Annotated in this window: 31 protein-coding genes and 1 tRNA gene; 8 read left to right on the top strand and 24 right to left on the bottom strand. The window is 58.3% G+C overall.

The window, feature by feature from the left end:
- Positions 1-68: 68 nt before the first annotated feature.
- The 5 genes from pheS (at position 69) to ACWHXD_RS20015 (ending at position 4,300) form a co-directional block, all read left to right on the top strand.
- Positions 69-1,085: a phenylalanine--tRNA ligase subunit alpha gene (gene pheS / locus ACWHXD_RS20035; RefSeq protein WP_003192486.1), complete on the top strand. Its 1,017-nt coding sequence runs from the start codon at positions 69-71 to the stop codon at positions 1,083-1,085.
- 26 nt (positions 1,086-1,111) lie between these two features.
- A complete protein-coding gene (pheT, locus tag ACWHXD_RS20030; RefSeq protein WP_094773839.1) occupies positions 1,112-3,490 on the top strand; it encodes a phenylalanine--tRNA ligase subunit beta in 2,379 nt (792 codons plus the stop codon).
- Positions 3,491-3,493: 3 nt separating this feature from the next.
- Positions 3,494-3,796, top strand: a complete 303-nt coding sequence (gene ihfA, locus ACWHXD_RS20025; RefSeq protein WP_002553164.1) for an integration host factor subunit alpha — start codon at positions 3,494-3,496, stop codon at positions 3,794-3,796.
- Positions 3,777-4,133 (top strand): MerR family transcriptional regulator, encoded by a 357-nt coding sequence (locus ACWHXD_RS20020; RefSeq protein WP_003174972.1) that lies wholly within the window; start codon positions 3,777-3,779, stop codon positions 4,131-4,133. The genes ihfA and ACWHXD_RS20020 overlap by 20 nt, the downstream gene beginning before the upstream one ends.
- 90 nt (positions 4,134-4,223) lie before the next feature.
- A tRNA-Pro gene (locus ACWHXD_RS20015) sits at positions 4,224-4,300 on the top strand.
- Between the two features lie 79 nt (positions 4,301-4,379).
- On the opposite strand, the gene ACWHXD_RS20010 is transcribed toward ACWHXD_RS20015, so the two are convergent.
- From ACWHXD_RS20010 to ACWHXD_RS19895, 24 genes are all read right to left on the bottom strand, one after another.
- On the bottom strand, positions 4,380-5,543 hold the full coding sequence (locus tag ACWHXD_RS20010) for a tyrosine-type recombinase/integrase (protein WP_325167367.1): 1,164 nt from the start codon (positions 5,541-5,543) through the stop codon (positions 4,380-4,382).
- A complete protein-coding gene (locus ACWHXD_RS20005; RefSeq protein ID WP_223817938.1) occupies positions 5,429-5,815 on the bottom strand; it encodes a hypothetical protein in 387 nt (128 codons plus the stop codon). The genes ACWHXD_RS20010 and ACWHXD_RS20005 overlap by 115 nt, the downstream gene beginning before the upstream one ends.
- Positions 5,816-5,817: 2 nt before the next feature.
- Positions 5,818-6,036, bottom strand: coding sequence for a hypothetical protein (locus ACWHXD_RS20000; RefSeq protein ID WP_499084601.1), 219 nt, complete (start codon positions 6,034-6,036; stop codon positions 5,818-5,820).
- A 36-nt stretch (positions 6,037-6,072) separates the two neighbouring features.
- Positions 6,073-6,453, bottom strand: coding sequence for a hypothetical protein (locus ACWHXD_RS19995; protein ID WP_499084600.1), 381 nt, complete (start codon positions 6,451-6,453; stop codon positions 6,073-6,075).
- A 50-nt stretch (positions 6,454-6,503) separates the two neighbouring features.
- Entirely contained in the window at positions 6,504-7,268 is a 765-nt protein-coding gene (locus ACWHXD_RS19990) for a hypothetical protein (protein ID WP_019816725.1), read from the bottom strand.
- A 52-nt stretch (positions 7,269-7,320) separates the two neighbouring features.
- Positions 7,321-7,767 carry a hypothetical protein gene (locus tag ACWHXD_RS19985; RefSeq protein WP_186931856.1) on the bottom strand — a complete coding sequence of 149 codons (447 nt, stop codon included), beginning with the start codon at positions 7,765-7,767 and terminating at the stop codon, positions 7,321-7,323.
- 402 nt (positions 7,768-8,169) lie between these two features.
- Positions 8,170-8,619 carry a hypothetical protein gene (locus ACWHXD_RS19980; protein ID WP_220381742.1) on the bottom strand — a complete coding sequence of 150 codons (450 nt, stop codon included), beginning with the start codon at positions 8,617-8,619 and terminating at the stop codon, positions 8,170-8,172.
- On the bottom strand, positions 8,616-8,927 hold the full coding sequence (locus tag ACWHXD_RS19975) for a DUF4406 domain-containing protein (RefSeq protein WP_220381741.1): 312 nt from the start codon (positions 8,925-8,927) through the stop codon (positions 8,616-8,618). Before ACWHXD_RS19975 ends, ACWHXD_RS19980 begins: the two co-directional genes overlap by 4 nt.
- A 44-nt stretch (positions 8,928-8,971) precedes the next feature.
- Complete coding sequence (locus ACWHXD_RS19970) at positions 8,972-9,697, bottom strand: hypothetical protein (RefSeq protein ID WP_499084599.1); 726 nt, start codon at positions 9,695-9,697, stop codon at positions 8,972-8,974.
- Complete coding sequence (locus ACWHXD_RS19965; RefSeq protein WP_065927266.1) at positions 9,694-9,939, bottom strand: hypothetical protein; 246 nt, start codon at positions 9,937-9,939, stop codon at positions 9,694-9,696. Before ACWHXD_RS19965 ends, ACWHXD_RS19970 begins: the two co-directional genes overlap by 4 nt.
- Positions 9,940-10,007: 68 nt before the next feature.
- Complete coding sequence (locus ACWHXD_RS19960) at positions 10,008-10,337, bottom strand: hypothetical protein (RefSeq protein ID WP_463866159.1); 330 nt, start codon at positions 10,335-10,337, stop codon at positions 10,008-10,010.
- A 69-nt stretch (positions 10,338-10,406) separates the two neighbouring features.
- Positions 10,407-10,877 (bottom strand): hypothetical protein, encoded by a 471-nt coding sequence (locus ACWHXD_RS19955; RefSeq protein ID WP_499084597.1) that lies wholly within the window; start codon positions 10,875-10,877, stop codon positions 10,407-10,409.
- A complete protein-coding gene (locus tag ACWHXD_RS19950) occupies positions 10,874-11,116 on the bottom strand; it encodes a hypothetical protein (RefSeq protein ID WP_200656474.1) in 243 nt (80 codons plus the stop codon). The genes ACWHXD_RS19955 and ACWHXD_RS19950 overlap by 4 nt, the downstream gene beginning before the upstream one ends.
- Entirely contained in the window at positions 11,113-12,741 is a 1,629-nt protein-coding gene (locus ACWHXD_RS19945) for a YqaJ viral recombinase family protein (protein ID WP_499084595.1), read from the bottom strand. The genes ACWHXD_RS19950 and ACWHXD_RS19945 overlap by 4 nt, the downstream gene beginning before the upstream one ends.
- The gene (gene bet / locus ACWHXD_RS19940) at positions 12,738-13,544 is read right to left on the bottom strand and encodes a phage recombination protein Bet (protein ID WP_499084593.1); all 807 of its coding nucleotides are present in this window, start codon (positions 13,542-13,544) and stop codon (positions 12,738-12,740) included. The genes ACWHXD_RS19945 and bet overlap by 4 nt, the downstream gene beginning before the upstream one ends.
- 171 nt (positions 13,545-13,715) lie before the next feature.
- Positions 13,716-14,531 (bottom strand): hypothetical protein, encoded by an 816-nt coding sequence (locus ACWHXD_RS19935; RefSeq protein ID WP_499084592.1) that lies wholly within the window; start codon positions 14,529-14,531, stop codon positions 13,716-13,718.
- Positions 14,531-14,680 (bottom strand): hypothetical protein, encoded by a 150-nt coding sequence (locus ACWHXD_RS19930; RefSeq protein WP_010566434.1) that lies wholly within the window; start codon positions 14,678-14,680, stop codon positions 14,531-14,533. The genes ACWHXD_RS19935 and ACWHXD_RS19930 overlap by 1 nt, the downstream gene beginning before the upstream one ends.
- A complete protein-coding gene (locus ACWHXD_RS19925; RefSeq protein WP_499084590.1) occupies positions 14,677-14,862 on the bottom strand; it encodes a hypothetical protein in 186 nt (61 codons plus the stop codon). The genes ACWHXD_RS19930 and ACWHXD_RS19925 overlap by 4 nt, the downstream gene beginning before the upstream one ends.
- Positions 14,859-15,296 (bottom strand): hypothetical protein, encoded by a 438-nt coding sequence (locus tag ACWHXD_RS19920; protein WP_499084589.1) that lies wholly within the window; start codon positions 15,294-15,296, stop codon positions 14,859-14,861. The genes ACWHXD_RS19925 and ACWHXD_RS19920 overlap by 4 nt, the downstream gene beginning before the upstream one ends.
- A gap of 19 nt (positions 15,297-15,315) precedes the next feature.
- Entirely contained in the window at positions 15,316-15,750 is a 435-nt protein-coding gene (locus tag ACWHXD_RS19915) for a hypothetical protein (protein ID WP_141123435.1), read from the bottom strand.
- Between the two features lie 21 nt (positions 15,751-15,771).
- Positions 15,772-16,071: a hypothetical protein gene (locus ACWHXD_RS19910; protein ID WP_463890653.1), complete on the bottom strand. Its 300-nt coding sequence runs from the start codon at positions 16,069-16,071 to the stop codon at positions 15,772-15,774.
- A gap of 1,073 nt (positions 16,072-17,144) precedes the next feature.
- A complete protein-coding gene (locus tag ACWHXD_RS19905; RefSeq protein WP_499084586.1) occupies positions 17,145-17,501 on the bottom strand; it encodes an AP2/ERF family transcription factor in 357 nt (118 codons plus the stop codon).
- Between the two features lie 999 nt (positions 17,502-18,500).
- Positions 18,501-19,028, bottom strand: a complete 528-nt coding sequence (locus tag ACWHXD_RS19900; RefSeq protein ID WP_463897614.1) for a hypothetical protein — start codon at positions 19,026-19,028, stop codon at positions 18,501-18,503.
- An 11-nt stretch (positions 19,029-19,039) separates the two neighbouring features.
- Positions 19,040-19,738 carry a LexA family protein gene (locus ACWHXD_RS19895; RefSeq protein ID WP_463897615.1) on the bottom strand — a complete coding sequence of 233 codons (699 nt, stop codon included), beginning with the start codon at positions 19,736-19,738 and terminating at the stop codon, positions 19,040-19,042.
- An 87-nt stretch (positions 19,739-19,825) separates the two neighbouring features.
- Between ACWHXD_RS19895 and ACWHXD_RS19890 the strand changes: the two genes are divergently transcribed.
- The 3 genes from ACWHXD_RS19890 to ACWHXD_RS19880 are packed head-to-tail and all read left to right on the top strand — an operon-like array spanning position 19,826 to position 20,525.
- Entirely contained in the window at positions 19,826-20,035 is a 210-nt protein-coding gene (locus tag ACWHXD_RS19890; RefSeq protein WP_463897616.1) for a transcriptional regulator, read from the top strand.
- 29 nt (positions 20,036-20,064) lie between these two features.
- Positions 20,065-20,259, top strand: a complete 195-nt coding sequence (locus ACWHXD_RS19885) for a hypothetical protein (RefSeq protein ID WP_040267807.1) — start codon at positions 20,065-20,067, stop codon at positions 20,257-20,259.
- Positions 20,260-20,279: 20 nt separating this feature from the next.
- Complete coding sequence (locus ACWHXD_RS19880) at positions 20,280-20,525, top strand: hypothetical protein (RefSeq protein ID WP_499084583.1); 246 nt, start codon at positions 20,280-20,282, stop codon at positions 20,523-20,525.
- The last annotated feature ends 112 nt before the right edge of the window (positions 20,526-20,637 follow it).

Genomic DNA, 20,637 nt, shown 5'->3' with positions numbered 1-20,637 from the left:
GTGGTAAACGTCATAAATAGGGGAAGAGCCTTCAAGCTCTTCCCCTATTTTGTATCTGGAGTCTGTACATGGAAAACCTGGACGCGCTCGTCGCCCAAGCCCTTGAGGCTGTGCAAAGCGCTGAAGATGTAAATGCCCTGGAGCAAATCCGGGTTCACTACCTTGGCAAGAAAGGTGAATTGACTCAGGTGATGAAGACCCTGGGAAATCTGCCTGCTGAAGAGCGTCCGCAAGTCGGTGCGCTGATCAACGTCGCCAAGGAGCGTGTCACAGAGGTTCTCAATGCGCGCAAGGCGTCGCTCGAGGAGGCCGATCTTGCGGCCAAGCTCGCCGCCGAGTCCATTGACGTGACCTTGCCTGGTCGTGGCCAGGCCTCGGGCGGTCTGCATCCGATCACCCGGACTCTGGAACGTATCGAACAGTTCTTTACCCACATCGGCTACGGCATTGCCGAAGGCCCTGAGGTCGAAGACGACTACCACAACTTCGAGGCGCTCAACATCCCAGGCCATCACCCGGCCCGGTCGATGCACGACACCTTCTATTTCAACGCCAACATGCTGCTGCGCACCCATACCTCGCCGGTACAGGTCCGCACCATGGAAGCGAACAAGCCGCCGATCCGCATTGTCTGCCCAGGCCGTGTGTACCGTAGCGACTCGGATATCACCCATTCGCCGATGTTCCACCAGGTCGAAGGCCTGCTGGTTGATCGCGATATCAATTTCGCCGACCTCAAAGGCACCATCGAAGAGTTCCTGCGGGTGTTCTTCGAAAAAGAGTTGGCGGTACGTTTCCGTCCTTCGTTCTTCCCGTTCACCGAGCCATCGGCTGAAGTCGACATGGAATGCGTGATGTGCAGCGGTAAAGGCTGCCGCGTGTGCAAGCAGACCGGCTGGCTGGAAGTGATGGGCTGCGGCATGGTTCACCCCAACGTGCTGCGCATGTCCGGGATCGACCCGGAAGAGTTCTCGGGCTTTGCCTTCGGCATGGGCGTTGAGCGTCTGGCCATGCTGCGTTACGGCGTGAACGACTTGCGTCTGTTCTTCGACAACGACTTGCGGTTCCTCGCGCAATTTCGCTAGTCGTAACGAATCTTTAGGAGAGCAGGATGAAATTCAGTGAACAATGGCTGCGTGGCTGGGTAAGCCCGCAGGTAGATCGCGACGAGCTGGTTGCTCGTCTGTCGATGGCCGGTCTTGAGGTCGATAGCGTTACGCCGGCCGCCGGTGTTTTCAGTGGCGTGGTGGTGGGCGAGGTGTTGAGCACCGAGCAGCACCCGGATGCCGACAAATTGCGTGTGTGCCAGGTCAGCAACGGCTCGGAAACCTTTCAGGTCGTGTGCGGAGCGCCTAACGTGCGCCCGGGCCTGAAGATCCCGTTCGCCATGATCGGCGCCCAGTTGCCGGGCGACTTCAAGATCAAGAAGGCCAAGCTGCGTGGCGTTGAATCCAACGGCATGCTGTGCTCCCAGGCCGAGCTGCAAGTAGGTGAGGGCAATGATGGCCTGATGGAACTGCCTGCCGACGCGCCAGTGGGTCAGGACATCCGTGTTTACCTGGAGCTGGAAGACGCCAGCATCGAGGTCGACCTGACCCCCAACCGCGGCGACTGCCTGTCCCTGGCTGGCCTGGCCCGTGAAGTGGGTGCGCTGTACAACGCGCCTGTCACTCGTCCAGTGGTTGCTGCCGTGCCGGCGGTACACGACGAAGTCCGCTCGATTGAAGTATTGGCGCCCAACGCTTGCCCGCGTTACCTGGGGCGTGTGATCCGTAACGTCGACCTGTCCAAGCCAACTCCGCTGTGGATGGTCGAGCGCCTGCGTCGTGCCGACGTGCGCAGCATCGACGCCGCCGTCGACATCACCAACTACGTGATGCTCGAACTGGGCCAGCCGTTGCACGCGTTTGATCTCGCCGAAATCAACGGCGGCATCCGCGTGCGTATGGCCGAAGAGGGCGAAAAGCTGGTGCTGCTCGATGGCCAGGAAGTCAGCCTGCGTGCCGACACCTTGGTGATCGCCGACCACGCTCGCGCCCTGGCAATTGCTGGCGTGATGGGTGGCGAGCACAGCGGTGTATCCGCGACCACTCGTGACGTGTTCCTTGAAAGCGCGTTCTTCGACCAGATCGCGATCGCTGGCAAGGCCCGTTCCTATGGCCTGCACACCGATGCGTCGCACCGCTATGAGCGCGGCGTGGACTGGAAACTCGCCCGTGAAGCCATGGAGCGCGCCACCGGCCTGCTGCTGGAAATCACCGGTGGCGAAGCCGGCCCGATCACCGAGACCGTCAGCGAACAGTACCTGCCGTCGATTGCGCCGATCACCTTGCGTGCCAAAAGCGTTGAGCAGATGCTCGGCCTGGTCATCGAGCCGGCTGAAATCGAGCAACTGCTGTCTGCGCTCGGCCTGGGTATTTCTGCGGGTGGGGAAGGGCAGTGGCAGGTTGCAGTACCTAGCCATCGCTTCGACATCAGCCTGGAAGTCGACCTGATCGAAGAGCTGGCACGTCTGTACGGCTACAACCGCCTGCCGGTTCGCTATCCGCAAGCACGCCTGGCACCGCAACCCAAGGCCGAAGCGCGTGCGCACCTGCCTGAACTGCGTCGTTTGCTGGTTGCCCGTGGTTACCAGGAAGCCGTGACCTATAGCTTCATTGATCCAAAACAGTTCGAACTGTTCAACCCTGGCGTCGAGCCGTTGCTGCTGGCCAACCCGATCTCCAACGATATGGCCGCCATGCGTTCCTCGTTGTGGCCGGGCCTGGTGAAGGCACTTTCCCACAACCTGAACCGCCAGCAAGACCGCGTGCGCCTGTTCGAAAGCGGCTTGCGTTTCGTCGGCCAACTCGATGGCTTGAAGCAAGAGCCAATGCTGGCGGGTGTTGTCTGCGGCAGCCGTCTGCCGGAAGGCTGGGCGCAAGGCCGTGAGGTCGTGGACTTCTTCGACGTCAAGGCTGACGTGGAAGCGGTGCTGGGCTTTGCCGGTGCGCTGGACGCCTTTACGTTTGTACCGGGCAGCCACCCAGCCTTGCATCCAGGCCAGACAGCACGTATCGAGCGTGAAGGTCGCCTGGTGGGCTTCGTCGGCGCCATTCACCCAGAACTGTCGAAAACCTTGGGTCTGGACCGTCCAGTCTTCGTGTTTGAGCTAGTCTTGGCTGAAGTTGCGTCGGGCAAGATGCCTAAATTCAGCGAGTTGTCGCGCTTCCCTGAAGTGCGTCGCGACCTGGCCCTGATCGCCGACCGCGAAGTCGCCGCCACTGCGGTTCTGGATGTAATCCGTGAAAATGCAGGGGAATGGCTGACAGACCTCAGGCTATTTGACGTCTATCAGGGTAAAGGCATTGATCCGCATAGAAAAAGCCTTGCAGTTGGCTTGACCTGGCAGCATCCATCGCGCACTCTTAATGACGATGAGGTGAATACCACGACGCAAAATATCCTCACCTCGCTCGAACAAAGGTTGAACGCCACGTTAAGGAAGTGACGTATGGGGGCTTTGACGAAAGCTGAGATGGCGGAACGTCTGTACGAAGAGTTGGGTCTGAACAAGCGCGAGGCCAAGGAATTGGTCGAGCTGTTTTTTGAAGAGATCAGACACGCTCTGGAAGACAACGAACAGGTCAAATTGTCCGGTTTCGGCAATTTTGACCTGCGAGACAAACGCCAGCGGCCTGGCCGCAATCCAAAAACGGGAGAAGAAATCCCGATCACGGCTCGCCGTGTGGTCACCTTTCGTCCAGGGCAGAAGTTGAAGGCCCGAGTTGAGGCTTATGCTGGAACCAAGTCATAACGACGAGCTACCCGTCATCCCAGGCAAACGCTACTTCACCATTGGTGAAGTCAGCGAGCTGTGTGCGGTAAAACCGCACGTGCTGCGCTATTGGGAGCAGGAATTTCCTCAACTCAACCCCGTCAAACGCACCGGGAACCGTCGGTATTATCAGCGCCAGGACGTGCTGATGATCCGACAGATCCGTGCGTTGCTGTACGACCAGGGGTTCACCATCAGCGGCGCACGCCAGCGTATGTCCGGTGATGAAGCCAAAGACGACACCACCCAATACAAGCAACTGATCCGCCAGATGATCTCCGAATTGGAAGATGTACTGGTGGTGCTGAAAAAATGATTCAAGCTTTAAAAATACTTCCACATTTCAAAAGCTTGCGGTATATTCCGGTTCGCTTCGTTAAGAAGCAAACCCAGTAACACGCCTAGTCGGGGCGTAGCGCAGTCCGGTAGCGCACTAGCATGGGGTGCTAGGGGTCGAGTGTTCGAATCACTCCGTCCCGACCATATTTTTCAATGACTTAGGCCAATGTTCACAGCATTGGCCTTTTTCATGTGCGTGACATTTGCGTGACTTCTCGTTTTTTCACGCCTGCTTCCTCTTCAAGATTGTCAGTATCGGTCCGCGAGAATCGGTTGCTGATACCATGTTCGCAGCTTCAATCAGATGCCCGAGCTCAGCGCCCGAGTAGTGACTGGTGATGCTGCCGTTCTTGTGCCCCAAAAGGGCCTTACGGTCTTCCTCGGTTACGCCTGCGGCGCGCAGCCGACGGCCAAACGTGTGTTTAAGGTCATGGATCCTGATGGATGCATACCCAGGGTGAGCGGGGCGAAGGTTTTCCTCCTGCCAGAGTTTCGCCGCTCTCACCCGCGCCTTCTTCCAGGCCGAGTCGTTCATGCGGTGCATCGCGGTGCCGTTGTATGGGAAAACCCATTCCTTGCTGATGCCGCGCTGCTTCTCGATGATCGACCTGGCCACGCTGTTCAGCACCACCAGCCTCTCGTCACCGTTCTTCACGCCAGAGCGCTCATGCCTGCCACCAAAGTCGGCCGGTATCAGAAAAACGCTGGTGCCCAGTTCCGGTACCGCGATCTCCCAATCCCACCTCAGCTTGCAGACCTCCTGCTCCCGCGTTCCGGTGTTCACCTTGAACAGCGCCATCGTTTGCAGGTGAGCCGGCAACTCGCCAAAAAGAATCGACTGCTCCGGCCATGACATCGGGTACGGCTTGCGGCTCGACTTCTTCTCTTCCAGTTTCGTGAGCATCGGCACGCTATCCAGCCACGGCCTGCGCTCATCGTCTCGCCACTTCCTGGCACACAACGACAAAACACGAACCACACGCTCGATCGAGATATTCACCGTTCTGTTGCTGACACCTTTCTTTGCCTTCCCGCATTCCAGCTTCTTTGTCGCCAGCCTGTCCTTGATGAAAGGCACCAGGGCCTGGTCATCGATGTGGGTCAGCGGCATGTCGCCAATGAATGGGTCGAGCTGTGAAAGGTGGTGCGCGGATAGCTTGATTGAAGGCTGATCCTTGAATTCCAGCAGGAAGCGAGTCGCCGCCTCCCGCCAGGTCCTGACCTTCTTCACACCGTACACCTTCTGCTGCCGGATCTGCTCCAATCTGAAGATCAGGTAGCGCTCCGCTTCTTCCCGGTCACCAGTTCCAGTGCTTTCGTAAAGTCGTTCTCCGTTGATTTTCTTGTCGATATGCCAGATACCTTTCCTTTGGGAGAGGCCTGTGATCGATTTTCGCGCCATGATTTATCTCCTTTCTGGCGCTCGCTGCGGGGCGATTGTTGCTCCGTTGCGCCTTTTTTATCAATCGCCTTTGCCTCGACGTACGCCGTGGCCCAGTCGTCAAGCTCCTGTCGATCAAAGCCAACGCCGCGCCCGCCGATGGGGAACTCGCTGACGAAGGGCCTGACGGTCTCGTCGAAAATTGCCCGGCACATGCCCAGGTACCCAGGCGCTTCCTTTGCTCGGATGAATCGAGGTATCAGTTGTTGCGCGCCCATACCTACCTCCCGCCCACCGTGGGCCGCGCTGTCTTGATGATGTGGATTGCCAGGCCGAAGCTGATCAGCAGCCAGGCGCAGGTACCGGCGAAGGCGTAGAGCAGTGCCTCGGTGGTGCCGGTGTCCAGCAGGTCGAGTCCGAGCCAACCAAACCAGCCGATGGTTCCTACCAGGTACAGAAAAGCGCCCAGCAGTATCAGGGTGGATTTCATAGCGAACATGGGGTGTCCTTGCCGCGCTGGGCGGAAGAAGGTGGGTTAGGGTTCGGCGGGGAACCACTCGGTGTCGTATTCGTGCGGGGTCACCAGTTCCGGGGCGAGGCTGGGGAGTTGTCGCTCGAACACCAGATATCCGTATGGCTTTTCAATCCAGGCTGGTGCCTCCTCCATAAACTTGGCCTTAAATATCCGAAGCAGGTGGTCAGCGGCTTTCTCAAATTCCTCTTCGCGATAGTTGCCTTCGCAAATGCTTCCGTTGCTGACACGCCAGACGGTTCGCTTCGACTGAGCCTCGGCAGCCTTGATCTTTTCCGCCATCCGGTCGCGGGCGTACCGCATCTGGTCCAGGGTCAGGGCTGCCACCCAATCATCTGTACCGATACTCATTGAGCAGCCGTGGTGACACTTTATTTCAGGCATGTGCGTAGCTCCGCCCGCCGCTCACCGGCAGGCATGTAGGGGGATTGGGGTTAGGGTGCTGCGGCGAGGTCGGCCTCTGCCATCTCGCAGAAGAACGAACAAGACGGGATTTTCTCGTTACGACGCACCGGGCCGTCGCCCAGCTCGCGGAGGGAAAACCGCACGTTGGTGGTGCGGTTGCGAAACAGATATGAACCCTCGCCGAGGTCGTCCTGCACCCGACACAGCGCTTCGAACTGCTCCGGGAAATCTTGCCTTATCGCGCGGAAATAGCCTTCACCACCTTTCACGCAGCCAATGCAGTTCGCATTGTCGTAGCCCAGGCGGTACATCAGCGGCAACTTGATACCTGCGCGCAGAACCATTGCCTTGCAATCCTCCTTTCCCAGACCGGCATCAATCAGCGGCGCAATCACCGGCCGGTCTGGGTTTCGGTCGCGGAAGTCCTCAAGGCGTTCAACCTCTTCGGCGGTGTAACCGAACACCATCACGTCTCCCGGCTGCTTCCAGGCATCCAGCAGGCGCCGCTTCAACAACTTGGTGCAGGGCGCGCCGTTCCGTCCCTTCATGAATCGCTCGCGGTGGAATACTTGAAGGATGTCGGCGCCGTACTTTTCATCTCGAAGCACAGTTACAGGGCGCCCGAACCAAGCTTCACAGTCCAGGGCGAATCGGCGGTTGTCTTCGTGCTCATTGGCCAGGAAGGCGTTGATTATCTGCACGTCGTGGGTTGCGCCATATTCGGCCAGAGCCAGCTTGGTAGCCACCGCCGAAGCAGCACCGCAGCTGAACTGGCAAACGATTCGATTGCTCATGGCCTTGGCCCCTTGTAGATGAAGACGTAGGCGAACCAGAGGGTGGCGATCATCAATAATCACCCCAGTTCAAGCCCTGAATGTATTCGCTTGGGATGGTCACGGCCTCGGCCGGTATGGTGCTTTCCACCTCATGGTTGCCGAAGTAGCCGATTGCTGCTTTGGCGCGCTCCATAGATAACTGGGCATGCTTCATCTGCCAGGACTTTCGGGCTTTGTACGAGCGCAGCGCTAGCGCCTTGTCGGTGTAGGCGAAGCGCCGGGCCCACTCGCCACCTTCTTTCAGCACGCGCTTGCGACGTTTCTTGATCGCCTCAGCAGTCCAGCTATATTGAGGACCTTTGACCAGGTCGCAGGTATGGGTATCGCCGATGTAGAAACACTGCGCCGTCTCGCCGATCACCTGATAGGTGATGCAGTGCACCTCCAGGCCTTCCGGGCCAATGGTGTCGATATAGCGGAAGTGGTCCGGCCAGGCTTTGTTGATCTCTTCAGGCATGACTTCGTCCTTGCCGCCATAGCGGCTATCAAATTCATAGAGGGGAGAGGTATCGTTGCCTCCTTAGAAATGGAGGTGAGATGTGGTCGTACACGGAATTGAATACCGTTTTTGCCGTGCCTCAAGCATCGTCGAAGGTCACGATGGCTTGGCTTTAGAGTGCTGGGAAGGTGACAGAACGCAGATGTTCGAGATCTTTCGGAATGACGAAACGTTGCGCTTTGAAGTAAGCCTCTTTGAGCAAAGTGTTCCCCTAGAATTGCTTGAGTACGCAGTAAAAATTGCCCGGGATAGCCTTGGAGACTTTTGCCCGTACCCGTGATGAGGTGTCCTTGCCGCTATAGCGGCTGACTTTGAAGGGGGAGGGGTTACAGGTTTTGCGGGTGGAGTACGGATGTACTCCTATCGGGATTTGGCGGCACGCTTGCGGAACTCGTAAACCATGCTGCGCAGATCTACCAGTGACTCCTGCAGGTCGCCGCGGGTTGAGTCGATATTTTCGAGCAACTCACCTTCACCATCGTCGCCGCCCTCATCGACGGCCAGAAGGGCCAGGCCGTATGCCTGGAACTTCGCCAGCACATCATCGGCTGACTTGGCCATGTACTCGGCATGCTCAATGGCATAGTCCTTGTCGGAACGCTCATTGGTGACAGGCGCTTCCGGAGCGGCGGCGAGCATGGCGGCCCAGCACAGTTTCGCGCGGAGCGCCGCTTGCTGGCAGCCGCTCATCTCTTGGTACTGCTCCCAGACTTCTTCATCGGAAAAGCACTCGTCCGGCTCCGACTCGAAGCCGTTTATCACCATGGTTTCGGTCGGTTCAACCGGCACCAGTTTCCATTGACTGCTCATATAGCCTCCCTCGTTACCAGATCATGGGCATCCACAACGGTCATGCCGAGCTTCTCGGCGATCAGGACTTCCAGTTTTGCGCCCTTTGAATTCTCCCAGCCGGGCAGGGTGGCCACGGTGTCGCAGTCCATCAGGGCGGCAATGTCGCGGCGCATACAGTCGGTCCAAGTGCCACCTTCAGGATTGATCTCGGCGGGGTTGGTGACTGTGTGGCCGCTGGCGCGGAGGCTAGCGGTCATGCTGTGGAAGGTGGGGAAGTTCAGCCCGGGCAAGCCGCTCATGGGCCCGCTGAGGTAAATTCGTTTCACGGGGAGTCCTTGCCGGGCCATGCCCGGGCGGTGGAGTGGGGGAGTTACAAGGCCATTTCGACCTGGGTTTCTCGCTGCCAGATAGGCGAGCTGTTGTGCGCCTCGATTCTGTCGGCGATGACGTTGGCGCGCTGACCGGCGGTCGGCGGGGCGTACATGCCGAAGCGACTGATGCTGCCGCCGTTTACCGCGGCGTTTGTAGAGTCGGCGGACGCGAAGGGCAGGTGCTGGAATATTGCAGGGTCGAGCATTCGCAGGCCATGAAGCCTGCAGGCCGGGCGCCCTTGGTCATCGCAGATGGCATCCATCGCGACGCCCATCCGCTTCCACCATGCTCCAGTGCCCGGTGAAGCCCATTGCCCAGAACTGCCCAGGGCGACCGTACGCCAACACCTTGCCAGACGCTGCAACCGCTCAAGCGATTCGTGCAAATGCCAGACAGGCACGCCGCGAAGCTCCTCTGGCCACTGCCGAACAAGGTCATCATTGGCCTCTTCATCACCATCGATGACATCTGGAATGAGCGCCCAGGTGAATCCAGGGTGTCGATGCCAGTCTTCTACCCAGCGCGTGTAGCCCTCGACGTCTACCTGGCCACCTTTTTTCCACACCGTGAACGCGCCGTTATCGAAAACAAACGATTTGCACACATCGGCGACGATCCCAAGATCGTCCTTGCGCGGGAATGGCACCAGCGCGTGCCGGCCCGTCAGGAACTTTGCCGCATCCTCTCGTTTACCGCCGACAGGCGTGCCGTGGTAATGGATCATCCGCTAAGCCTCACTGTTTCGATCTCGACGCCCTGGTGGGTAGCAATGATGGTTTGGTCGCCGCCCAGGGATTCCGCCAGACGATCGGCGATCTGTTCATGCCAGCCTTTTTTAATCAGCGCGGTGGCCGCCCGGATATGCTCGACATGGATCATCGACAAGGATTTCAACTCAAGGCGATAAACAATGGTTTCGCCGTCAGACGGGCATACCGCGGCGAACGTGTGTCGATACGTGTTCATAGGGGATCCTCGCCGTCTGGCGCTGTTCAGTGATATGGGTTATTACGGGTGACCGGCATGGAGCCGGATCAGGCGGGCTCTATGATCTCGTCGCCCGGGTCTTTCTGGATGGCGAGAAGGCTTTTATTGCGGAATTCCCGCGCCACGTTTTGCGATATCTCGATTTCGTGGCGCGGCGGATTCAGCAGCGGCTGGCACTTCGCGGAGCCCATCGCATGCAGGTGATGAATCATCAGCGTCATCGCCTCGCCTTGCTCAGTAATGCCTGACCACTCCATCAGGTCGGCCAGGGCCTGGCGCGTTCCGGGGCGAACCCTGAGCCTCAATTCCTCTTCGGCAAGTGCCACACGCTTTCTGGCAGACTTGGCCGAGCGTTCTTTCTGCGGTACTGCTGCCATGGCCTACCTCTTCTATTCCGCTGGCCGGCAGTGCGAGCCAGGTTTGACGTTTGCGTTGCTGGGTGCGGGCTATGCGGAGCATGAATCGACCTTCACCTGGTGCCAGGCGCCGACGGCTTCGAAGATCATCGCGGCGTGCGCCTCATCGAGCGACATCGCTTCAGGTATGGCAATCCAACCTGAAGCCACCATCTGGCTTTGATTGGCCTCGTCGCGCAGCTTCTTGTAGCAATGCTCGATCACGTCTTCCAGGTGGTCGGAGAGGTAAACGCCATCGGGCGCCACCTCCACCGATTTGCTGTACCGGTCGCCACGGGCGTCGATGCAGAGGGCGCTGAGGTAGATCGTCCACCGGTGGGGAATGCCGCAGACGGCCTGGCCAATCTCTCCCGGCGCGATGTTCTTCAGCGACTTGTAATTGACCATGCCCTGGCGGCCGCTGGGATCGATGTTCACCACCGCGACGTGGTTGGCAGCCAGCAGCGACCGGCATGACCGGTCAATGCGTGCTTTGAGATTGTGGGGTTTGCGCTTGCTCATAAAGCCTCCGCAAGTTTGCGCAGCGCTTCACGCTCGGCCCGGGTGATGAGCGGCTTGCGGCGCTTGAGAATGGTTGTCGGGTCGATGAATTCCGAACGCTTCGCCGGCGCTGGATTGATCGCCGGGCTATCACCGATTGTGAGCTTGCCGCCGGCGGCCAGGTGCCGAAGGACCTGACTGGAAAGCTCCAGCGCTTTCCCGCGCCGAAACTCGATGTCTGATCGGAGGTTGCTGATCATGCTGCCGCCTTGGCCAGCGTCACACCGGCCATGCTGAAGGTTGATCCCTGCGCCTCGACCATCGCGTCGAGCGCTTCCCAGTTGACCAAGAGGACGGTCATCGGCGCCTGACCATATGCCACGGCTTTCACCAGGGCCTCGAAGTCCGTCACGTTGGCCTGCAGCGCTACCTGCTCGACCACGTGGCTCGTTACTGGCTTTGTAGCCTGGGCGACGGGTGCCGTTGTCTCAACTGGCGTGGCGCGGACAGGCTCGGGCGCCGCCACTTTCTCCACGACTGGCTCTGGCTTGATGGCTGCCAGTCGCTGGGCTTCCTGCTCTTCGGCGATGCGCTTCGCGTCGGCCTTTGCCTGCTCCGCCTTCTGGTGTTCGGATATTCGGAATTTGATCAGCGTCACAAGGTCATCATTGGCCTTGGTAACCAGTTGCTGCACGTCACTGAACAGGAAGGCATGATCAACGGCGAGCTCCGCCAGACTGGTCAGGTTCAAGCGAATACTGTCCGCCGCCTGACTGGCATCGATCTTCGCCCGGGCCAGCTCGGTATCAACTGCGTCCTGGAGACTGGCGATGGTGCGCTTGTTCTTCATGGCGCCGGCGAAGTCGACGTGCACATTAGGCAGCGCCACCTGTCCCAAGGTCCTGTTGATCCCGGCAATATGCTCCGCCAGGGCGAGCTCGGCCTTTTGCTTGATGGAGGTCTTCACCAGCAGCTCTTGAGCCTTCACCAGCTTATCGACCTTCAGACGTGTCTCGCGGGCATGGGCGCTGATGCGATCCAGCGACGAAAATAGCTCGTCGATGCTTTGGGTCTGCGACAGCGCCTGCTTCTTGGCAGCCGCTACAGCCTCTTCAACATCGCCACACCACTTGACCGCCTTCTTGGCGTCGGCGAAGTCCTGGTCGGTGGAGAGCGTGGTTTTCACTGAGTCGATGACAGCCAGCGCGGAATCTTCAAACACCTTCAGATTGCTGGCGGTGACCATGCCGGTAAGTTCTATGCGCAGCGCTGGCAGCTCGTCCGGGGCTTTGCCGACGACGATTGAAGGGGCGTCGGCCATCTCGAAGTTGGCCAGGTCTGACTCGAACTGTTTCCAACCCTCGACCAACTGGGCCGCGCGACCGGCGACGGGCCGGTACTCCATGTGCACGAAGTTTTCTGGCGTCCCGTCTGAGCAAACAAAGATCACTCGCTCAGCGCCGCTTACCAGCAGTTGCTGCTCAAGCTGCCAGTAGTAGTGCGGAGCCAGGTCGCCAGCCTTCACCTGAGCCACGACCGACTCATTCCACAGCTTATGCTCGAACAGGGTCTCGCCGAGCATCGTGGTGCCGTCCATAGAGGCGAGCAGGTTGCCCTCGGTAACAACGACTGGATAAAGCTCTTCGCCGATCAAGGCCTCAGTCAGCGGGCGCGCCAGGGCTTCAGTAGCGTGGCCCTTCTCGAAGATAAACTGCTGAGAGGGCGTGACGTCCGGTGTAATGCCGGTCTTCTTGGCGATCAGCAGGTCGGTGCGGGATTGATACTTCGAGGCGCCCATCATCGCCGGGGCTTCGGAAGCGGTGCGGTACTGGGCGCGAAGGGCTAGCCACTCGGCGGAGCCTTGAGCTACGTTGTGAATTTTCATGCTGAATCTCCATCGAGGGCTTTGAGGTTTGTGATTTTTTCAATCTGCGCCGGGCTCAGCGTGTACTTGCTGCTGATGGTCGCAATGAGGTGTTCTGGGCTGGTGCGGTTCGAGTCGATCAGTGGCTGCCACTTCGCGATGTTCTCGGTCAGCAGGTCGTCGGAGTAGGCGGGCAGCGCTTCCTGCTCAGGCTGGGCGTGCTGCCGAGGGGTGACGTCGCGCGCTGGTTCCTCGAATGCCTTGCCTTCCATCTCGTCAGCCGTTGGCGCTGATCCAACTTCAGGGAAAGCTTTGCGCAGGGCTTGGGCCTCGGCGCATTTGGCGAGCTGGGCAAATGCCCGGCGCTTCCACATGGCGTTGGGCGCCGCACTGTCCTTGCTGGCTGTTGCGTAGTTTTCGATCCAGCGCTCGTTGGCCGTGTATTCGGCCACCAGGCCGTTGCTCATCTGCCGCTTGACCGTCACGCGGCACCATTCTGGATACGTGACTTCTACACCGCTCAACTTTGCCGTTACTGGAGGGCCGTATTCCGGCTCACTGATTCCGGCGTACTGGCCGGTGCGCGCCGCCTGAATGCGGTACAAGCCGATGCCAGGCATCACTGTGTCCTGCATCTTTTTCGTCTTCGAGTTCCAGATCGGGACGATGTGCACCGGCTTCAACATTGGGTCAAGGTGCGCGGCCTGGCAGTAAGCCAACACCATCACTACAGAGTTCTTTTCGGCGCCGGGGTAGAGGCTGCTGCTCAGTACTTCAACAAGCGCGGCCTCCGACATCGCAGGCGTGTTGTCGTCCTGCTTCATTACTGCGGACATGAGGAATCCTTGCCGCGATGCTCGCAGCGATTGAAGGTGTTGGTTAGTTGGTGATCAGGCCGCCAATGGCTGGGCCCAGTAGAACGATGGTGAGGAAGGTCAGGCCAACGATGGCCGACAGAGCGCGGATGGCGCGGCGCCGGTGCCGCTGGTGGGTGGTCATGGCGTCGCAGGCAGTGAGGCGGCTGCAACAGCCTCATCAAGCCGCTGCTTTGCCCGTTCGAATTCCTTTTGCGCAGATTCGATAATGCGCTTACGGCCCTCTACTTCGCTCTTGGCGACCTTCTCTCGCAGCTCATCGGATACAGGAATTCCGTACTTCATCGCTGACCTCGCCAGACTGATAACTACGTGATCCTGATTGTTGCGAGCGCAAGATGCGACCTCTTTGGCGTACCACTTTGCTGCAACCTGCCGAGCCTCTTCCTCTGAAGTTGCCAGGAGAACCTCGGTATTTGAACCGCTACCATCGGAGTAGGCGGCCATTTTCCAGCGGTAGTGATTTTTCGTGCCACCATAGATCGAGAGCAGGCGCATTTCCTTGTCGCTGTCATAGCCCAGGATCGACTCGACTGTGCCGATTAAGAAGCCGCTGTAGTGGTCGATCTTGACCAAGTGCGTCACCGCGCCGGAAATCCACAGGTCCAAGTTCCGCAGTTGGTCGTTCTCTTCATGGCGCTTGCGCATGCTGGCAAGATCGCTCTCCATGGTGCGCTTTTCGCTGGAAAGATCGTTCAGCTCTTTGCGCCGCTCATTGATTCGGGCTTCCAGCTCCTGGACCTTGCCGTGCAGCTTTGCAACCGGCGGTTCTGCGTACACTTCGGGCCACGACTTAACCGGGCCGTAGTGCGGCTCACCGTCTTCGTGTTCATAAATCGGCTCAACCGCATAACCGCTTGAGGTCTGCGCGACGAAAGACGCCGATTCGCCGTGGATGCTGTAGACCGTCTGACCTGCTTCAAATTGATTATTCATTACGCTTTCACCTCATAAGCGACAGTCCATTCACCGCACAGGCAGGCCCGGCGGCTCCAGGCGTGGACGTTTTCGATACCAGCGTCATAGGCCAGCGACAGGGCTCCGAGCCAGGACTTGTGGGTGAAAGCCAGGGTCATGCTGTTCATGCGGTCTCCTTGCGCGAAACCTTGTTGAGGCGTGCGCAGTAGTGGTTGAACTCTTCGATGGTGATCACATTGCCCTTGAGCATGTTGATGATCATCCGCTGTACGACTGCCTCGGCGCCGGGCTCGCTGGCAGGATGCGCCAGGGCCTCCAGCGCCTCATCGATCAGGATGTGCGGGCTCATAGGTCCGCATCCACGTCGCCTTCTGCCTCTTCCCGCTCGGCTGCAACCGCGTCGGCGGCGTAGGGCTTGAGAAGGGTCATGGCGATACGCTCGGCGGATTCAATGGGGCGTTGCTCGCCAATCAGGTCTGCGGCGTGGCCGCGTGAGTCGGCCTGGCTGCCCAGGATCGACGACAGGAATAACCGGGCGAATGAGTCGCGCTGGTCCAGGCTGTCGATCTGGCGCTGATTCAAGATGCCTTGCAGGTACGTGCAGTACCGGTCGAACGTGACGACCTGCGGACGACCGAAGCGACGCTTCCACTTGATGTCGACACCGCACACCAACTGTTCCGCCGAGTGTTCCAGCCACTCCTGTTCTGGGCTCGCCTCGCTGACCTCTGGAGGCAACTGGGCGTCGTACATCGCCTGACAAATCTTCAATGCTGCGTTCATAGTCGCCTCCAGGGTGGCGTTAGTCGGTGTAAGCGATGTATTTGAAGTGTCCGGTATCTTTGTTGAAGCGCTCAAACCTGCCGCCGAACGTTCCGCGCACCTTCTCCTCGACTTCCTTGGCCTCGGTGCCGATAGGGAAAACTCCCTCCTTAATCATCGAGCTGCTGCTGTGGAGCTTGTCCACCCAGTCGATCTTGGTGGGGTCTAGCACGCGAGGCTTTGTTTGGATGTATGGAACCGGGCCGCCCATGCTGATAGACGAGATATCGCGAACGCACAGCGGGTCATCAGCGGCGCGCCACCCACAGTCATGACAGTGCATGTCGGCGCTCTCATGTCGCCAGCACGGCGCTGATATGTGGCAACTACAATCCTTGACTGGCTCCAGCTCGATTACACCTTGGCAGCCATCACGGGCGCACACGTCGCCCTCGGAATATCCGAAATCGCTCATGGCGACCTCCAGTGTTTGGGGTTAGGCGGTGTGCAGGAAGGCGCGAGAAGCGAGCATTGCGTCCGCCATCTTGTAAGCGGCTTTGGCCGTGTGATGCTCGGCGTCGTCAAGGCCGAAAAGGCATGGCGCTGCAGCGGTGGAGATAAGTGCCTGCATAGCCTTGGCCGCGAAATAATCACGAACGGTTACGCCGTACTCGCGGCCAGACTGGTGGTCCGGAGCAGAAGGGAAGGCCGCTGCTCGGCCTGCCTCAAGCGCCTCGTCGTATGCGAGCTGAGCGCCTTCGATCTGGCGATCCATTTGAGCTGCCATGTATTCCATTGCTGATTCCTCAGTGGTTGGTTCACCTGTATTCGTGAACACTCATGCCTCCCGCTGGTTTCCGATTGGCGCGTGGGAGGAGTGCTGACGGGTAGAGGCGCGTAAAAAAGCCCAGTCGAAACCGGGCTTTTCCCTCTTTACGTACAAGCCTGCCGGGCGCATGTGGCGTCGGGCCGGGAATTTATCTACCAAGCAATCTACCAACCGCGCCCCACGTACAATTTATGGGAGGCCCTGACCAAGACTTACGTGCGCGCTTGGTGTCTGAGGTGGTGCGGGTGTCGGCGGGATGCCAGCCCGTCGAGATATGTGGAAGCCCTCCGTTGTTCGCTCACTGGGTTGGCAGTGGCCACCTATTGAATAAATCCGCATGTGCGGGCTGCTGCTACCTTTCGGCTCCCTCCCGGCGGGATGTGCAGTGGGCCCCGGGGCTTCCAAATACCTCCAGGGGGACTAGAGGCATTTGTGAAACCAGATGGCTACCTGAATCAGCAGGGAGCCATCTGCGCACGATCCAGCTACTGGCTACGGATCGTGGTAGGTCTTCATAGGTGTGATGCAGGGGACGGCATTGCGCCGCGTGTATTGGTCATCCGCATCGGGGTGTGCAATCGGCGGAGTCGAACCGCCACCTCAGGGGGATTTCTCGAAACAGTGATCAGTTGATCGCCGGCATCTAGTCAGCGGAGCAACCCGCCTAGTCAATGCCGCTGCCTCCAAGGTTGCATCCTGCGATTGCACACCCCGATGCGCTCTCATAGAGAGGATCGGGCAGTTAACGTCAGTGCTGACGTGGGTCAGGTCCATACATTCCGTTTCAAGTGCTGCCAATGACAGCTACGCGGACTGCAGCGGGGCCTGATCCTCTCTCAGCATCAGCCCTTTCTCGCGGCAGAACTGGATCTCTGCGTCGTATCCGGCTCGTTTCAGAACCTGCTGACCGCTCCGATCGTAGATCGCTCGGTGGTGGCCGGCTCCACTCTTGCGTGGCGTGCGCTCGACGTTATAACCGTGGCGCTGGAAGCAGCCGTTGGGGCTGTTTGGGTCTGCCATCGTCTTGCCCTCGGTGATTTTCAGGTTTTTGCGAGTTTGTTTGCTCGATCCATCAAGGCGGCGCAGACGCGCTCGTCGTATCGGTCAGTCGTTCGGTACCTATCAATCGCCTCGGCTATTACAACCGACTTAGCCTTGGCCCATGCCCGATGTGCATCTTCGGCAGTGTCAAATACTCCAAGTCCCACCTTTTCAGCGCCCAGCACGCGAATCATCGCCATGTAAGGACGACCTCTAAGCGTTCTTACGACCCCGACAGGTAGGCCTGCGAGGCTTGAAGGCTTTTCGCTCATCAACGTGTTGATGTACTGCGGAACAAACACGGACGTTTCTGGGCAGTAGAGTTTTTCCCATGGACGGAGAATGTCTTTATCCAAATGGTTGCCTTGCCAAGGCTGCTCAACCATCCAGGCCCGAAAGGCGCTGAACCTAAGCCACTCGTCTACCACGCGGCAGCCTTTGTATGAGTCAGGTACATCTCCGCTTTTGCTGTAGCAGCGCCTTAGAACTCCTTTCCATCGACTGTAAATCTGACATCCGTGATGGCTAGGCCAATCATTGATTCCTATGCCAAGAACTAAACCTCTTCCCATTACTGGCCCTCCGTATCACCAAAAACTTCTGCGAAAAGGCTTTGGTGATGACCCTGTCGCCAAGGTCATCGAGGAAATCTGTTCGCCGTGATCAGCTACTGGCTGCACTCACTGGCTTGAATCGAATGTGCCCGGTCTCACTACTGGTGACGGACCGGGTTTGTTGCGTCATCGGTGGCTCCCTCTTCGCTAGGGCGGCGCCGCGTATCCCGCCGCTGATTGCAGGGCTGGCCGTTCGTCTTCGTGGTTGGGCTTCGAGCTTCCTACTCACAGCGTCAAACAGCATCTATTCGCCGTGGATCACAGGTCCTTACAACATGCACGCTACAGCTCTGAGTGCCCGGCTGAGTGGGGCAGGGTGCATGAGGTCCGGCGATCCCAGCCGAGGCTATCGGGACCGCTAATTCGATTCGGTGTCTCTCCCTTCTGCCGCTGGGATTCGCGGGGCGCATTGCTTGCCGGGTCATTCGTGCCTACTGGGCATACACGGTTCTGGCGTTTCGCCATCGAGCAGTCGTCCAGGTTGTTCCTGTCGTTGGCAGGCTTTCGGGCCTGTCTGCTCGCCGGTCGCCGGTAGAGGCAATGCGGTCTGTTGTTTGTTGCGCTGACTGTTAAAGAGCGGGTCAGGCCCTGAGGCCCTGGCGAGTCCCTGTTGGGTGACTCGATGGAGTGAATATAAGCCAGCTTATCTAACCAGTCAATAAGCACGCTTATATTTTTTTAGGTGGGCGTAAAAAAGCCCGCAGGACGGCGGGCTCAGTCATTTCAATGGGCGGGGGGGGGCTAGAAGGGTTGTGTGTTCTGCTTTGATAGGCGGCTAGCGCAGGCGACAAATTCTTTAAAAGCTGCCGAAGACCCCTTCAAGGGTATCGTCCAGGTGGGCTCTGACCCTTTGGGAAACCCAATCTGCAAGAAATTCGAATCGCGTACGAGCGACAGGAACACATAGGTTACTTGCTCAGGGATCTGCATGTCGACAATTTTTCCATCACCATATGCAGGCAAGCTCAACGGCTGGTTATCCATGAAATCAATTGTGGTTGCTATCGTTTTGCCGCGAGGAATATCCCAAGAGTCCTTATAAAGCGTTGCGCTTACACGCCTACCCCCTCCGGCCCACTTGATAGAAATATTGTTGACGCCAGAGCTCAAGATGGGGCCGGCCGACATCGCGCAGATTGGCTTTCCACCTTTTGTTGGGGATTCAGAAAAAACCCACTGCGCCATGGTCGGATTTCCAGCATTAGTACCAGCCGCCGCCATTGATGCCAATAGAGCCAGTAGAACGCCAGGTAATTTGTATGCAGCCATGAGCCCCAGACCTACATCAGGAAAACAGATTTTGGCATTTTACCATCAACCACCGTGCCTATGATCTCCCAGGTGTCATCGACAGGCTTGGTCGGGTAGGCGGGGTTCAGTGGCTTCAGGTAAAGCTCTCCGGCATCCCTGACTAACTGCTTAAAAGTTGCCTCATTGGTATCGATCATCCTGGCTACTACGAACTGGTTAGGTCGTGGCTCTATGTCAGGCGCAACCAAAATCAGGAAGCCTTCAGGAAAGGAATGTCCGGAGGTGGAGCTCATGGAGTTGCCGACGACCTTGAGCCAAAACGCGTCCTCTCCAGCCCATACGTCCGAGTTATGCCGCGGGCATAGGGCCACGTTACCCATATCGATCGCCTCCTTGGCGCTCCCTGCCTGTACCCAGCTGATCTCTGGATAGCTAAATGATCTCGTGGGTTGCAGCGCCGACTCAACGTTCGACTGCTCTTCATCGAGCGCACTGATCTGCGCTTCGGAAGTATAGCTTCCGGTCATTGGGCCAATTTCTTCGGAAAGCCATATGGAATTAACCCGGCACGCATGAGCGATCTTGCTCAAGTGCGCGCTCTGAAGGTTCTTCCCGGTCTCCAGCTGAGAAATCACAGGCTGCTCAACACCCACCCGAGAGGCGAGGGCTCGCTGCGTGAGCTTTGCGTATTTACGTGCTTCTTTGATGCGTTCGGCGAGTGTCGTCATGAGAATAATTTATAAGTTCGCTTATCTGCTTGCAAATAAGCCTGCTTCTACATAGCATATAAGCAGGCTTATCAGGAGGGTTCTTGTATGACCCCTATCGAAAGGCTCGTCGACCACTTCGGCGGGCAGACCAAAACAGCATTGGCTCTCGGTGTATCCCAGGCTGCGGTTTCGTACTGGGTGTCCGGGATCCACTTTATGGGCGCGGAAAAGGCATTCAAAGCCGAAGAGCTAACTGGCGGCGCCGTAACGGCCCGCGAGCTTTGCGTGCGCCCCGCATCTCAATCAGCCGCTTAACCATTTCGAACAACCAAGGAGCCTCACCAATGGCATATGACGACACCCGCCACCTGAAAGACCGGGAGATCAAGTCCCGTTACGACGATGAGACCTACGAAGCGTTAAAGGCTGTTGCACGCCTGCACAAGCTGCAACTGGCCGTATTTGTACGCATGTGCGTTGAGGAGAAGTTGGAAAGCATCGTCGAGCCGAATGCTACCGGTAAACACATGCAGGCCTGAAGGCCCTGAAAGGAGGCTCTGTGCCTGAAACCACGATCTGCCATGGGATCGATGGGCGCCTCTACGAAAAGCTTGAACGGTTGGCAGCAGCGGCAGGGATGACCCCTGACGAGTACGCCGCAAAGCTTGGAGCAGAACGCTTTTTCGAGAAGACAAGGCCAAAAGGGGCTGGAAAGATCCGGCATCTACCAACAACAAGGCGAGAACCGCCGAAGCCCGGAATAGGGCCTGAAAAAGGAGGGCCTGATGAAGACCTCAACCAATAAACATAAATCGCAGGCACAAAAAAGCCGGGGTGCGATCCCGGCTTCTTTAACTGCGTACTGCAAAACAATCTGTGAGGCCGATTATGCATACCTCTAACACTGATGTACAGGC

It is taken from the genome of Pseudomonas fjordensis (genome assembly GCF_976987115.1).
The sequence above is the reverse complement of the archived record's forward strand: the minus strand, read 5'-3'. Positions and strand labels throughout refer to the sequence as shown.